Here is a 14,952-nt window from a genome sequence, read left to right as displayed (position 1 = left end):
TTTTTAAAGGGTAACATTCAATCCGAAAGTATAAACTCTGGGTGTTGGAACAGGATTTCCATTACCATCTGCAGTTTGTGGGTCCCACTGGTTCCAGTTTGGTGCATATACACCTGCATTGCTTACATTGGCATATATTTTTGCGCTTTGGATTTTGAGTTTACCAAGGAAATCTTTTGGCAGGCTATAGGCAAGGGCAATGGTATTTAACCTGATGAATGAGCTTTTACGGTAAGCATTAAAACTCACGCCACTTAAACCAGAATTTAAGCGTGCATAATCGTTAATCGGGTTGCTTGGTGTCCAATAAGGTACCACATAAGAACTCGACCGGCCAAAACCCACACTTCCGGGCTGGTTTTTAGTTTGGTTATCGGCCCTCAGCTGACCCCAGCTTGAGATGAGCTGAAAAGAAAAATCGAAGTTTTTATAAATATTAAAATCATTACGGAACGACCAGTTGAATCTTGGACTTCTATAACCTATGAATTGTTTATCCAGATCGTTATATACATAATTGCCATCTACATCCAATAATTTAAAATCGCCGGGCTTAATGCCTTTATTAAATTTATTTGCTTCGGCCACTTCATTTTCCTGCCAAACGCCTAAAATTTTATACTCCCATATCACATCGATGTCTTTGCCGATAAACCATCCGTTTCCAGGGTCATCATTGGGTGTGGCCAAAGCCACAATTTTATTGCGGTTAAACGAAAAGTTTGCTGTACTGCTCCAGGTAATGTTCCCGCCGGTAAAATTTTTAGTGGTTAAACTCAGTTCAAAGCCTTTGTTGTTAACACGGCCCAAATTGGCGATTACGTTTGCGTAACCACTCACTGATGATAGGCTTTGGCCAATTAAAAGATCTGAGGTTTTCTTATCGTAAAGCTCTAATGAACCGCTGATTCTGTTGTTTAAAAAACCGAAATCCAGGCCAAGGTTTAAAGATTTTGTTTTCTCCCATTCTAAATTTGGATTGCCCAAACGCGGACTGTTTACTACCGTATTTACCTCACCCGCGGTACCGCTTCCATTAACAGACTGGTATTTGCCACCAACCAAAGTTTGGATGGCCACATACGGATCAATTACGTTATTGACATCCCTGATTTCCCTGTTGCCATTTATACCATATGATAAACGTAGTTTTAAAAAGTCGATCCATTTGGCTGATTTCAAAAAGCTTTCTTCACTTACCGTCCATGCTACAGCTGCTGCAGGAAAATTAGCACGTTTTTTAGCTGCTCCAAATGCAGAATATCCATCTCTACGGATAGAACCCGTAAAAGCATACCTTCCTTTGTACGAATAATTTACCCTGGCCAATAATGCATCGCCGGTGTAAACTTTATCATCACTGCTAACCGTAGGTTTGTTACCGCTTTGTATATTGTGGTAACCCAATACATCGGTTGGTGCAAAACCCTCGTTGCTGGCAATGGTATACCAGGTAGAATATTTTTCGCCGTTTACCAGTAGGGTTACATCTACATTATGGTCGGTTGCAAAGGTTTTGTTCCATTTTAACAAGTTATCCAATTGCCAATTATACCTTGTTTCCTGCGCCCTTGAAGCTGAACCTCCGGGTACCACAACATTGGGGTTTTTGGAAGAAAGGTGGTTAAATGTACGGTACTGATCTAAACCCGGACTAAAATTAGCTTGATAAGTAATACCGAAAGGCAATTGCACTTTGGCATAAATGCTTCCAAATAAAGTGCTTTGTTTTTGCAACCTCGAATTATAATTTTGATCGAGAAATGGATTGCGCGCATTAAGACCATTATCATCGGTAGGGATTCTACGCAGAGAACCATCGGCATTGTAAAAATCACCGTAAGGAGATAAATCAGGCAGTTGTGAAAACTGTGCTTCTATTGCACCTTCATCGCGGTCGGCAAATTGCAGGTTCATCCCCAGGGTTAAAAATTTTGCTGCCTTACCTTCGAGATTTAAACGGGTACGGAAGGTGCTGAAACCACCGCCAGCAATAATACTTTCGTTTTTAAGGTAACCTAAAGACATGTAATAGGAAACTTCTTCTTTTTTTCCGCTAAGGCTTAAAGTGTGATCCTGACGCTGGCCGGTTACAAAAAGCATATCATACCAATCGGTTGTTTTGCCAGCAAGATAATTGGCTTTTTCATTGGCCAATAAACCTAAACGGCTTAACCAAAGATCAGTTGGATTTGCAGTTGTTTGTCCGTTTAACCATTGCGCAAGTGTTACGCCTGCTGGTAAATTATTCGGATCGTTATAAATATATGGTGGGTTTACGCCACCACTTCGCTGTACATCGGCCCGCCAGTTTAGAAAACCAGGCCCATCATATACAGGTTGATTTTCGGCCAATGTAGCCATCCCGAAGTTTGTATTTACGGTGATGGTTGGTGCACCACTTTTTCCTTTTTTTGTGGTAATGGCCACCACTCCTGTTGCGGCTTTTGCACCATAAACAGCAAGTGAGCTGGCATCTTTTAAAACATCAACTGATTCGATATCATTCGGATTGATATCGGATAGCTGCCCGATAAAAATCACCCCATCCAGTACAATCAGTGGTGTGGTGGTACCAGTAAGCGTGGTTTTGCCACGCACCAGGAGATCTCCACCACCTTTTGCACTATTGTTAAAACCTACGCTCAAACCCGGTATATTACCACGAAGAATATCGGTAACACTATTGGGATTTTCGTTTTCCAACTGGGTAGCTTTAATGCTTGAAACCGCACCGGTAACATCTTTTTTCTGCGCGGTACCATATCCGATTACCACAACATCATTAAGGCCTTGCGAGCCATCTTCCATTGTAATGTTAACGGTTGTACGGCCATTTACAGCAGTTTCTTGTGTGGTAAAACCAACAAAGGTAAAAATCAGCGTTTGATTGGCTTCGGTAGTTTTGATGCTGTATTTACCGGAAGCATCTGTTAAAGTTCCAATCTGCGTATTTTTTACCCTAACGCTTACTCCCGGAAGTGTAATTCCTTTATTATCTTTAATTGTACCCACAACAGTGGTTTGGGCATAAGCGCTAAAACTCCATATGATGGCCAGGAATGAAAAGGCAAAAATTTTAGCCTTCTCTATGCAGGTGCGCTTGAGGAATGGAAATACCCCTCTTTGTTTGTAAATTTTAGTCATAATTGTAGTTTAAGTAGTGATTATATGTTCCTTATCAAGAAATGGAATATCAGCCAGAGAAAAAATGAATAATACCTTTATAGGGGTACATTTGTGAACTCTTGAACATAGGTGATTTGGTTAGACTTATTTTATCTAATATAAAAATCAGCTGTGTGAGTTGTAAAAACTATAATTGGAATAAGGCTAAAATATGCCTCAGATTGAATTTACAACGATGTAATTAATTTTATTGGTTAGTCTGCGTTGGCTACGTTGAGATAAAAATTATTTATCTGGGAATGCTCGAGCTAGAGTTTTACGTCCTGCTGAACTTGTTTCAGCATCTATTATGGTATAGAATCCTTTAATAAACAAAGGATAACAATTGTTAATTAAGAGACTAAACAGCTAAATTTATTAAAGTCTGTGAGGACACAGGCCTTGGGTGTTTTTTTACCGCGATTTACATCATGCTGAACTTGGTTCAGCATATATATTGTTATCGATCCTTCAATAAACTTAGGATAACAATTGTTAAATAAGAGATTGAACAGCTAAAATTTATTAAAGGTCTGTGAGGACACAGACCTTGGGGTGTTTTTTTACCATAAGTTACGTCATGCTGAACTTGGTTCAGCATCTATTAGTGTATAGAATCCTTAGATAAACTCAGGACGACAATTTTAGTTATCTGATTTTTAAATTTGTCACGTTGAGCCTGTCGAAACGCTTAAACCTCATTTTAAACGAGTGCTTCGACAGGCTCACAATGACAATATTATTTTGATTAATTTAACCCTTAACAGGCAGTATTAATAGCCTGGATTTTGTGTCAAATTAGGATTGTTCTTGATTTCTGGTGTAGGTATCGGAAACAGCAAATGTTTGGTTTGCAAAGGTTGGTTAACGCTTTTATTGATGTGGCCAACAAAATTATCGAAGCTATTTGTGCTTTCATTGTAAACCTTGCGCAAACGCAACATATCAAACCAGGTAACGCCTTCGTAACATAGCTCGTGCCAACGTTCTCTCCAAACTGCCTCTTCGAACTGGGTTTGACCCAAGCCTGCCAAATCTGCTAATTGTGCCCTCTTTCTTACTGCATTTACCGCAGCATATGCTGCCGCATTCGGACTACCATCGGCCCTGTTTTGCGCTTCAGCATAAATCAACAAGGTTTCAGCATATCTAATCTGCGGAATATTTAAATCGCTCCTACTGGTTCCTTCTACCCCTAAGGTTCCATTGGCAATTACATCGAAATGTTTAAAAATATAGGGTTTGCCCCGGTTAATCAAAGGAAGTTTAAAACCATCAGTGTAATAATCGGTAAAGAAATAACCTTCTCTATTTTTTGCCCTTAAATCGCCCGCTTCATAAGATGCGTAAAAACTTGCTGTAGGAATAGAAGTTCCAATCCCATCAATTTTAGAAACCAGGGGCTGGTGCAAGGGCAGATAAGACGATTGCAGCGGATTTCCTGTTCCGGCGGCATCATTATACTGAATTTCGAACAAATGCTCTGTTTTATTGTCATTTTTAGCATCATGTAAAGCAGCATAAGTTGGAAACAGGCCAAGTGCCGTTGGATTTGATGTAGCATAATCAATCACTTCTTTTGCCTTATCAGCAGCAAGTTTATAATAAGCTGCACCTTTGTTTAAGGGCTGCCCGGCCATGGTTAAATAAACTTTTGCCAATTCGGTTTTAATGGCAGTAGTAGAAACACGTCCACTTGCATCCATATAAGGTAAACCCGCAGCTTCTGCCAAAACGAGGTCATCCACAATCTGTTTATAAACCTGCTCCTGAGGGGCACGCGAAGGTGAAAAATTAGGATCGTTAGGGCTGGCAATAGGTTTGGTAATCAATGGCACATCACCCCATAAACGCACGAGGTAGAAATAGGCCCAAGCCCTGATAAATGACGCCTCGCCCAAAATCCTTTTTTTCTGTGCGGCATCCATTGGGTTAATACCCGGAACTTTATCCAACACCAGGTTGGTTTGGGCAATAACCTTGTAAAAACCATTCCAGTTTTGATTAACATGAAGATTTGTTCCATCATAAATAAGTGAATACAAATTGTTTAAATCAGAATTTTGTGCCGTTTCGGTAGATTGTATTCCCGTTGGTGCATCAAGCATCTGCCAGTTATTAGAGAAAATTCCGGCACCGTTTCCAATAAACCTGATCTCCGAATAAACAGCGGCAATACCTGCTTCGGCATGCTCTGGCAAAGTGTAAAAACTGTTTGGCGAAAGATTGGTGGGATCGGTTTCATCCAAAAATTTCTTACATCCCGAATTTCCGATGATAGCACCACCCAGCAACAACAGGGCAGCGATATTTTTTATATTTATTTTCATTTTGATATCCTTTCTTTAATTAATGTTTACAATCCAATATTTAAGCCTACCATAAATGTTGTTGGCTTTGGATAATCGAAAAACGTTTGGCCTTGTGCAAATACGTTACCGTAAGTGGTTACTTCCGGATCGTTACCAGTGTATTTGGTGGCCAAGAAGAAATTCTGAACAGATGCGTAAACACGGAGCTTGTTTAAGCGCAGTTTTTCTACAAGCGATTTATTAAAGGTATAACCCAGCAAAAGGTTTTTCCCACGGATGAACGAGCCATCTTCTAACCAATGTGTATCAACATTGGTAACATAGCCGGCAGATTGATCTCTGATTGCTGCAATCGGTGTGTTTTGGTTTTGAGGTGTCCAGGCATCCAATACGCTGGCGAAACTGTTGGCCTGTACCTGTCTGTCCTCACCAGAATGGTGCGTCATATTTAACACATCGTTACCATAAGAATACTGAAGTTCTACAATCAGATCTAAATTTTTATAGCGGAAAGAGTTTGAAAATGATCCCCAGCCTTTTGGCGATCCGTTACCGATAATCTGGCGGTCGGCATCTGTAATGGCATGGTCGCCGTTTACATCCAAGTACTTGATATCGCCCGGCAGCAAAGTTTTACCACCACGGTAGCTTACATATTTAGCGGCTTCAGCCCTTTCTGCCTCGCTCCAGGTACCTAAACGCACAAGCCCCCAAAACGAGCCTACAGGCTCACCAACCCTGATAATACCCGTTTGATTGGTGAAATTAGGATTGCCTACACCAAAAATATCATCAGGCGTTGCCAAAGAAAGTACTTTGTTGCGGTTAAGGGAAATGTTAAAACTGGTTTTCCAGGTAAAATCGTCACTTTGTATGTTAACGGTATTAATACCTAAATCCAAACCTTTATTTTGCATCGAACCTACATTTTTTCTGATAACCGAATAACCAGAAGTGCGTGGCACAGGGGCATCCAATAACATATCAGTTGTTTTTCTGTAATACAGATCGGCCTCTAAATTAATCCTGTTGTTAAATAAACCCAGTTCCAAACCGGCATCAACCTGTGCTGTTTTTTCCCAAACCAGATCGGGATTGGCCAGCCTGCCGATACCGATACCGGTTACTTTACTATCGTTAATAATGGCTGAATTGTTTACCAGGGTGGCTAATGATTGATAAGCAGGAAGCTCGGAATTACCGCTTAAACCATAACTGGTTCTTAATTTTAAGTTAGAGATTGTTTTGTTTCCTTTAAGAAAATCTTCATCGGAAGCTTTCCATGCCAAGGCCGCAGAAGGGAAAAAGGCGAATTTATGGTTATCTCCGAATTTTGACGATCCATCAACCCTGCCCGTAAAGGTTACCAGGTATTTATCCTTAAATGCATAATTTAACCTTCCAAAATAGGAGTTGAAAGCAGACCTGTTCCGGTTAGAACCAACAGTGATGGATTTACTGCCAGAACCCATGTTGTTGTTGCCATAAAAATCGGTTACAAAATTTTCTGCATGACTGGTGTTGCTAAAGAAATTGGTGGCTTGCCACGAAATACCCAATAACGCATTAATGGCATGCGATTCGGCGAAACGTTTGTTGTAGGTTAAATAATTTTCCAACGACCAGAATGTTTCCCTATCGTTGGTTACGTTTGCTGTACCATTCTGCCCATCAGATATACCATAGAGCTGTTTTGCATTGTATTCATTAATGTTGCGGCTAACTACATTGGCGCCCAGTTGGGTGCGGAATTCGAGGTCTTTACTGAAACTGATTGTAGAATAAATGCTTCCCAATGCAGTTTGTGTAATCATGCCATATCTTTGATCGGTTAAAATGTGCACCGGATTAGAACCACCTTCTGCCCATGGAATTAACTTATTATCGCCCCATTTGCCATCTGACAGCTTAATCGGAAGAAAAGGAAATGCTTCGGTAATCATACGAACAGAGTTTAAACCGCCTGTTCCCTGATCTACAATGTTTTCATCCTGGTTATTATAACTCAAGTTACCACCAACTTTTAACCAGGGCTTAATTTTACTGTCGAAGTTAAATCTTCCCGAATAACGTTTTAAATAGGAGTTTTTTAATAGTCCTTCATCATCGCGATAGCCTGCAAAAACACCGTAAGTACTGTTTTCATTCCCTCCGGTAAAACCAAGCTGGTGATTTTGTGAGAGTTTGTTCTGTGTAGATTCTTTTAACCAATCGGTATTGTACAATGGGTTTCCATTGCTATCAAAAAACTGCGGCAGGGCAATCCTTGCAGCTTTCGGAACTGGTGTGGAAGCATAGTTTCCTGCCGCCCAACCCACCGGATCGTAAACTTTGATATTATCGTAAGCCAGATCCTGAACCTTTACATATTCGTAAGCATCGAGCATTTTAACATGGTGTGCAGCCAGGGTATTAATTCCAAAATCGGCATCGTAGGTAATCCGTTGCGCATTTGCCGTTCCTTTTTTAGTGGTAATTAAAATTACTCCATTTGCTCCCCTTGCACCATATATAGCTGTGGATGAAGCATCTTTTAATACCTCTACTGATGCAATATCGCTAGGGTTGATGTAATCTATGGCATTACTGTTCTGCGTTTGCGAGCCCACAGGTAAAGCCACACCATCTACCACATAAAGTGGATTATTACTGGTATTGATGGAACTGAAACCACGGATTTTGATATTGGTTTGCCCACCTGGCCTACCCGAGTTGGTATTGACCTGAACACCAGAAATACGCCCGGCCAAGGCCTGGTTTAGGGATGCCGCTGGTCGTTCTTGCAGTTCGCTCGCCTTTACCACACCAACTGAGCCCGTTAGATCTGTTTTTTTCACACTACCATAACCAATTACCACAACTTCATCAAGTTTATTGGCTTCGGCAGGTGATAGTTTAATGTTCAGGTTTGCGTCGGTCCCTACGGTAACATCTTTATTCTGATAGCCAACGTAGGAGAAACGGATTACCTCGCCGGCATTGGCATCGATGCTAAACTTACCGGCCTCGTTGGTTACCGCAGTTTTACCCGAAGTGATGTTTTTAATGCCAACCCCAGGTATGGGCATGTTCTTTTCATCCAATACGGTTCCGGTAATAACTTTTCGATTCTGATTGTGCACGGTAAGCACATGAAGGCCAGAAAATCCCCTGGATTTTTCGGCACCCGGATTCATCGAAAAAGCAGGACTATTGAGCAAAAAAAGCACAGAAAGTCCTGAAATCTTGAGTAGATTCATTTTCATTAGTTTAGGTTTAGTAAATGGTTAGTTAATAATATTCAATTCAACTGCTGGCAGCTAAAACGTTTTATCGATTTCATCACAAATAACTGACTTGCAAATAATTATTTTAATCGGAAAGGCTTTTGATGTAAACAGAACAGTAATGCGATAAATTACCGGAATTGGCTAAATATACACCAGCGTAAATCACAAAGATATACACTGCACAATACAGGGTAAATACTCCTAAGCTCATCATCATATTTGGTTGTGGATAAAACGATTTATCTACCCAATATTAAATATTTTACTACAAAATCAAGAATATAATTTTGACAGGGAATGTCAGTTTTAACGCAGCAGGCAGATTACAGTATGATTACTTTTACAGGGATTATTTTTTTTGAATAAGTCGCATAAGTTCGAACTAAAACGTTTATCTGCTAAACTTTATTCCTGAGCTGTTTGAAGCCGATTTTCTGATTATCCTTAAGAAATCTATTTAAATTACTGAATTAAGATTTTTTTTTTCGCGGATTTAGTATTGTGCAGCTTAAAAATAACAGCGGCGTTTGTTGCAACCAGTTGCCCATAATAGGGTGAACATGAGTGGAAATAGCATTGGAAGAGCCGTAGTAAAGCTTTCTATAAAAAAAGGGCTGTACCATCAATTAAATTGATCATACAGCCCCTTGCACTTATTATTTTAAAGCTATTTCAAATCAAAACGATCTAAATTCATCACTTTGTTCCAGGTGGCCACAAAGTCTTTTATAAATTTACCCTGTGCATCCGAACTTGCATACACTTCGGCAATTGCCCTCAGTTCGGCATTAGATCCAAATACAAGATCGGCACGGGTTGCTGTCCATTTAGGCTGACCAGTTGAACGGCTGCTCCCGATATAAAGTTCTTTGTCTTCGGCAATGGCTTTCCATGCGGTTTCCATATCCAATAGGTTTACAAAGAAATCGTTAGTCAATTTACCTGGAGTAGTGGTTAAAACACCATTTTTGGAACCATCAAAATTGGTATCCAAGGCGCGCAAACCACCTACCAATACGGTTAACTCTGGTGCAGTTAAAGTTAATAACTGAGCTTTATCAATCAAAAATTCTTCTGTTGGAACTGGTGATTTTGAGTTGCGGTAATTGCGGAAACCATCAACAACGGGCTCTAAATAACTGAAAGATTCTATATCGGTTTGTGCTTGGGAGGCATCCATACGACCTGGAGTAAATGGCACTGAAATTGAATATCCGGCAGCTTTTTCTACCGCAGCAGCACCCGCCAATACGATTAAATCGGCTAATGAAACTTTTTTACCATCAACTTGTGCATCATTAAATTCTTTTTGAATACCCTCCAATACATTTAACACCTTTTGCAACTGAACCGGATTATTTACTTTCCAATCTTTTTGAGGCACTAAACGGATACGCGCGCCATTGGCTCCACCACGTTTATCAGAACCACGGAAGGTTGAAGCCGAAGCCCATGCGGTAGAAACCAGCTCAGCTATACTCAAGCCAGCATCCAGCACCTTTGTTTTTAAAACCGCAATATCACTGTCATTGATCAACGCGTGGTTAACTGCCGGAATTGGATCTTGCCAAAGCAATTCTTCCTGCGGTACATCCGGACCAAGATAACGGGCTATCGGCCCCATATCGCGGTGTGTTAATTTAAACCAGGCCCTTGCAAAAGCATCAGCAAACTGATCGGGATTTTCTAAAAACCGTCTGGATATTTTCTCATACGCCGGATCGATTCTCAACGCAAGATCGGTGGTAAGCATAGTTGGTAAATGTTTCTTTGTACCGTCAAATGCATCAGGGATAATGGCTTCTGCATTTTTAGCCACCCATTGGTGAGCACCAGCAGGGCTTTTTGTTAATTCCCATTCAAATGCAAAAAGGTTTTCAAAGAAATTATTGCTCCATTGGGTAGGTGTGGTGGTCCAGGTTACTTCAAGTCCGCTGGTAATCGTATCACTACCTTTACCAGATGCATAGCTGTTGTGCCAGCCAAAGCCCTGACTTTCAATACCTGCAGCCTCAGGTTCTTTACCTACATGATCTGCTGAGGCAGCACCATGTGTTTTACCAAAAGTATGGCCACCTGCAATAAGCGCAACTGTTTCTTCATCATCCATAGCCATGCGGCCGAAGGTATCGCGGATATCTTTAGCGGCAAGCACTGGATCAGGATTTCCGTCCGGTCCTTCAGGATTTACATAAATTAATCCCATCTGCACCGCAGCAAGTGGTTTTTCTAAATTGCGTGAATGGATATCGCCATCGGCATCATCATCTGTTACCACTACACCATGTGCTTTACCTGCACCATCTGAACCATGAGCATAACGAAGATCGCCACCTAACCAGGTGGTTTCTGATCCCCAATAAACTGATTCATCTGCTTCCCAAACATCCTCACGTCCACCGGCAAAACCAAAGGTTTTAAAACCCATTGATTCCAAGGCAATATTACCGGTTAAAATCATCAGATCGGCCCATGAAATTTTGTTTCCATATTTCTGTTTAATTGGCCAGAGTAACCTGCGTGCTTTATCAAGACTCACATTATCGGGCCAACTGTTCAAAGGTGCAAAACGTTGTAATCCGGCACTTGCCCCTCCGCGGCCATCGCCCACACGGTACGTGCCGGCGCTATGCCAGGCCATCCGGATAAACAAACCTCCATAGTGCCCAAAATCTGCCGGCCACCAATCTTGTGAATCGGTCATAAGTGCATGAAGATCTGCTTTTAAGGCATCCAAATCAAGGCTTTTAAAGGCTTCGGCATAGTTAAAACTTCCCATAGGATTGGATAAATTAGAATGTTGGCGTAAAATGCTCAACTTTAATTGTTTTGGCCACCAGTCGTTATTCCTGGTGCCGCCACCACCTACATTACTTTTCATGCTGCCGTTGTGAAAAGGGCACTTACTGATATCGTTTGCTTCGTTTTCCATTTATATAATTTGTTTAGTGAAATATTGAACCCATAAAAGAATTATTCGGGATTATATAAATTTAGAGAATTGGAATAACTAATCACAATCATTTAATTCTATAACGGAATAGCTAGAATCTATTATGGTTAAATATCAAGCATTAAAGCTGCTTCAACAATCCATACCAACGAAAATTATACTTCACATTAAACTTTGGAAATAAAAAGAATTATAAAATAATCCACCTTTAAAAATGTTTCATCAAAGGGTTATCCTATGCGATATGTAATATTAATGCAGCTCCTAACAGCATACCTATTAAAAAGGTTATAAGCAACATTAAGGGGATTGAAATATGATAAATGCTATTTTTCTTTTTCAATTTAATAAACAATGGTGATTGGGATGGATTTATAGGTGCTCATATTATAAGTGGTGTTTTTATAAAGAATTACCAGGTTATACTGGCCGGATTCCCATGCTTTTTCGCCGACTATGGGATTTGCATTAGGCTCATTGCCATCTTTTTCTGCACCGATAATTATACTTTCGCCACCATAAATGCCATTAATCTGTTTTAATGTTGATACTTTTGAAGCACTTGGCAAGCCATTATGTGCAACTTTAGCAATCACAATCGTTTTATTTAAATCGAGCTTATCAATTGATTCGGGGAAATAGCTGGCTTTTCTCTTAATTAAAACGGTATACAATATTCCATCACCTTTTATGCCGCTTACCTGTGCATGGGCTGTAAATTCGTCTCCTTTTTTTAAAATGAGTTCTTGCTCAACGAAGGTATCCATGTAATAAATCATGGCACCATTCCTGGAAAAAATGTCGCGGCCAATTTTTGGATCAACTTCAATACTGGTGGCATCTATAATGGTAAAATCTTCTTTTATTTCCAACTTGGTCCCGTTTTCATCGTACACAGTAAAATAGAAATCGTACTTTCCTTCAGGTGCTTCTGCAGGGATGGTAAAATGTTTGTGTACATTGGTGTTTTTTACGCCATTGTACTGCTCCCAGGCCAGTTCAAACTTCCAGTTTGCGGTATATGTTTGTCCTGCTTTTTGAAGTATTTTAACTTCTACGCTTTTAATTTTATCACCAGCAATTACATCTGCATTTAAATGGAAATCTCTTCCCCTTATGGCTTGCCTGTTATTGGCCGTACCTATTTCAATGTTGGTAGCGGTTGGTGCAGTTATTTCAGGGCTTTTTCCTTTTTTACAACTTGTTGCAAAAACCACCAACAAGATGAGTAAAGTGGTTAGTTTATGTATTGGATTTTTCATTTGATATGGGTTAAAAAGGCTGTATCATATTTATTGGCTGAGAAAGTTTGTCATCTTGCAGCGGGTTTCAAATTCGTGGGAGACAATTTTATAACAATTGCGACCACGTACGCTTTAAGATGGCTTCTTGCCTCAGCAATGGCGACCGCTCTACGAAACTCAATCCATGACCGCATAATCGATTTGCTTGAAAATTCAACTTTAAAAATCAAGACGGGTTTATAAATATGATACAGCCTTATTTGAAAATATTAATGTTCTGCGCTACTTTCGAAACCAAGCAGGGTTAACCTTACCGGGCGTGCAGTAACCTTATGTTTTATAACTTTTGTAAAATCGGTCAGATCGATTTGGTGAACCTCGCCACTAGCCGGCATCGCTACATAAGCAAACCTTGCTGTAGCTTCTAATACAGGTTTATATGTATCGGCAGCTGCAATAGAGGTAATCACTGTGCCCTCTTTCTTCAAACCACCTGTTAGCAAATCATAAATTCTTAATTTACCATCAAGTGTTAACACCAATAAGTTTTTACCTGCATAATCTACCTTACATTGAAAAGCATCGGCACCTGCATAAATTGGATTGATCTTGTTTGTTGTTAAATCAATTAAATAAGCACCTTTCGCAGCAACATAGCCAATGAATTTTTTGGCACTTTCAGCATATAGAATAGTAGCCAACCGAAATGCACCAAAACCATCAGGATTTGAAATTATACGTTGCGTACCATTTTGTGCCACAACCAAAACACCTCCTGCAGTTGCTGCCGATGTGGTATAAGCACCGAATACAGCATTTTGGCCATCGCTCGCATTACCATGTATTGCACCCACTTCTAAAGTAGACGAATGTATCAACGTACCATTTTTATCGGTTATAATTACCCTTGTAGGCGATACACCCGAAGTTGCGGTTGAAGTGATGGCATAGTTGCCATTGCTAAACTGTGCCATTGCACCATGATGAGGCAGTAAACCAGCATTTACCGTTTTAAACTTTGCGTTTGCCGTATTAAAATCTGCATCATTAGCAACGCTTAAAGTTCCATCGCCATCGTTAAAAATTAAAGATTCATTGTTTTTGCTTTTAAAATGGGTTGGCTTGGTTCCATTTGCGGTGATGGCTGCCCATTTGGCGATTCCGTCTACATCGATATGGTCATCGTGCGATTGCAAACCACTGTCAAATACCTCTACCAAATTCTGCGCTCCGTAAAGTACTGCTGCATATCTGCCAGATGCTGTTCCATAAATATTGGCTAAAGGATATTTACCAGTAAAAGCAGTTATTTTACCCGTAGAGGGTTCTATTTGGGTAAGTACGGGGGAGGTTTCATCAGCTACTAAAACCCTTAAAAATTTATGCTCTTTTAAAAGGGCTTCGGGTACCGGTTCTGTAGTATTGTTATCTTTTTTACAAGCGGCAAAACCTGTTGCCAACAGTGCAAATAATAATGCAGTTTTAAGTTTGTTCTGAATTTTCATTTTTTGTATTTTAAATAATTGGATTTTTTATTAATTGATTTTGATGCTTATGCCTTTAAGCGTTTGCCATCCGGTTTTATCGGTTAGCCGGATTAAGAAGTGGTAATCTCCGGCATCTATATTTGCGGGCACAATTATCTCCTGGGCAATATCATAGGTTTTCAAACCTGATGGAACAGGAAAATCCTTAATGAGCAGAAATGGGTTTACGGGTTGTTTTACCGCGCCCAAATTGCAATCATTTACTTCGGTACTATGACTATGGTGATCGAAATTGTGATGCACATCTACACTCACCGAACCCAATTCAATATTATCATTCAGCCTGGCTTTAAAAATGAATTTTTCTCCTTTTTTAATAATGGCGCATTGTTGCGGAAAAGCTGATCCTGTTAAATCAATTGATGGATATTCGGTATCGATTTCTTCGGTATCTTTTTTACAGGCAGAAAATACTGTTGCTGCAGTGAGCAGTGCGATAAGCAATTGTTTTGTTTTCAT

The 14,952-nt window shown here is 40.1% G+C and carries 7 protein-coding genes; all 7 read right to left on the bottom strand.

Annotation, left to right across the window (positions count from 1 at the left end):
• Positions 1–3 precede the first annotated feature (3 nt).
• The gene (locus ACZZZW_RS07450; RefSeq protein WP_463492749.1) at positions 4–3,147 is read right to left on the bottom strand and encodes a SusC/RagA family TonB-linked outer membrane protein; all 3,144 of its coding nucleotides are present in this window, start codon (positions 3,145–3,147) and stop codon (positions 4–6) included.
• Positions 3,148–3,941: 794 nt separating this feature from the next.
• Positions 3,942–5,498, bottom strand: coding sequence for a RagB/SusD family nutrient uptake outer membrane protein (locus ACZZZW_RS07445; protein WP_463492748.1), 1,557 nt, complete (start codon positions 5,496–5,498; stop codon positions 3,942–3,944).
• A 26-nt stretch (positions 5,499–5,524) separates the two neighbouring features.
• On the bottom strand, positions 5,525–8,719 hold the full coding sequence (locus ACZZZW_RS07440; RefSeq protein WP_463492747.1) for a SusC/RagA family TonB-linked outer membrane protein: 3,195 nt from the start codon (positions 8,717–8,719) through the stop codon (positions 5,525–5,527).
• Positions 8,720–9,416: 697 nt separating this feature from the next.
• Positions 9,417–11,681 (bottom strand): catalase/peroxidase HPI, encoded by a 2,265-nt coding sequence (gene katG, locus ACZZZW_RS07435; RefSeq protein ID WP_463492746.1) that lies wholly within the window; start codon positions 11,679–11,681, stop codon positions 9,417–9,419.
• Between the two features lie 365 nt (positions 11,682–12,046).
• On the bottom strand, positions 12,047–12,964 hold the full coding sequence (locus ACZZZW_RS07430; RefSeq protein WP_463492745.1) for a DUF4625 domain-containing protein: 918 nt from the start codon (positions 12,962–12,964) through the stop codon (positions 12,047–12,049).
• 251 nt (positions 12,965–13,215) lie between these two features.
• Positions 13,216–14,451 carry a YncE family protein gene (locus tag ACZZZW_RS07425; RefSeq protein ID WP_463492744.1) on the bottom strand — a complete coding sequence of 412 codons (1,236 nt, stop codon included), beginning with the start codon at positions 14,449–14,451 and terminating at the stop codon, positions 13,216–13,218.
• A 30-nt stretch (positions 14,452–14,481) separates the two neighbouring features.
• Positions 14,482–14,952, bottom strand: coding sequence for a DUF4625 domain-containing protein (locus ACZZZW_RS07420; RefSeq protein ID WP_463492743.1), 471 nt, complete (start codon positions 14,950–14,952; stop codon positions 14,482–14,484).

The sequence above is a fragment of the Pedobacter sp. AC379 genome (assembly GCF_979258145.1).
Note: the sequence above shows the minus strand (reverse complement) of the source record. Positions and strands in the feature narration are given on the sequence as shown.

Bases quoted from the DNA above. Each gene is read 5' to 3' on its own strand.
- ACZZZW_RS07450 (WP_463492749.1), bottom strand. From the start codon at position 3,147: ATGACTAAAATTTACAAACAAAGAGGGGTATTTCCATTCCTCAAGCGC.
- ACZZZW_RS07420 (WP_463492743.1), bottom strand. From the start codon at position 14,952: ATGAAAACAAAACAATTGCTTATCGCACTGCTCACTGCAGCAACAGTA.
- ACZZZW_RS07430 (WP_463492745.1), bottom strand. From the start codon at position 12,964: ATGAAAAATCCAATACATAAACTAACCACTTTACTCATCTTGTTGGTG.
- katG (WP_463492746.1), bottom strand. From the start codon at position 11,681: ATGGAAAACGAAGCAAACGATATCAGTAAGTGCCCTTTTCACAACGGC.
- ACZZZW_RS07425 (WP_463492744.1), bottom strand. From the start codon at position 14,451: ATGAAAATTCAGAACAAACTTAAAACTGCATTATTATTTGCACTGTTG.
- ACZZZW_RS07440 (WP_463492747.1), bottom strand. From the start codon at position 8,719: ATGAATCTACTCAAGATTTCAGGACTTTCTGTGCTTTTTTTGCTCAAT.
- ACZZZW_RS07445 (WP_463492748.1), bottom strand. From the start codon at position 5,498: ATGAAAATAAATATAAAAAATATCGCTGCCCTGTTGTTGCTGGGTGGT.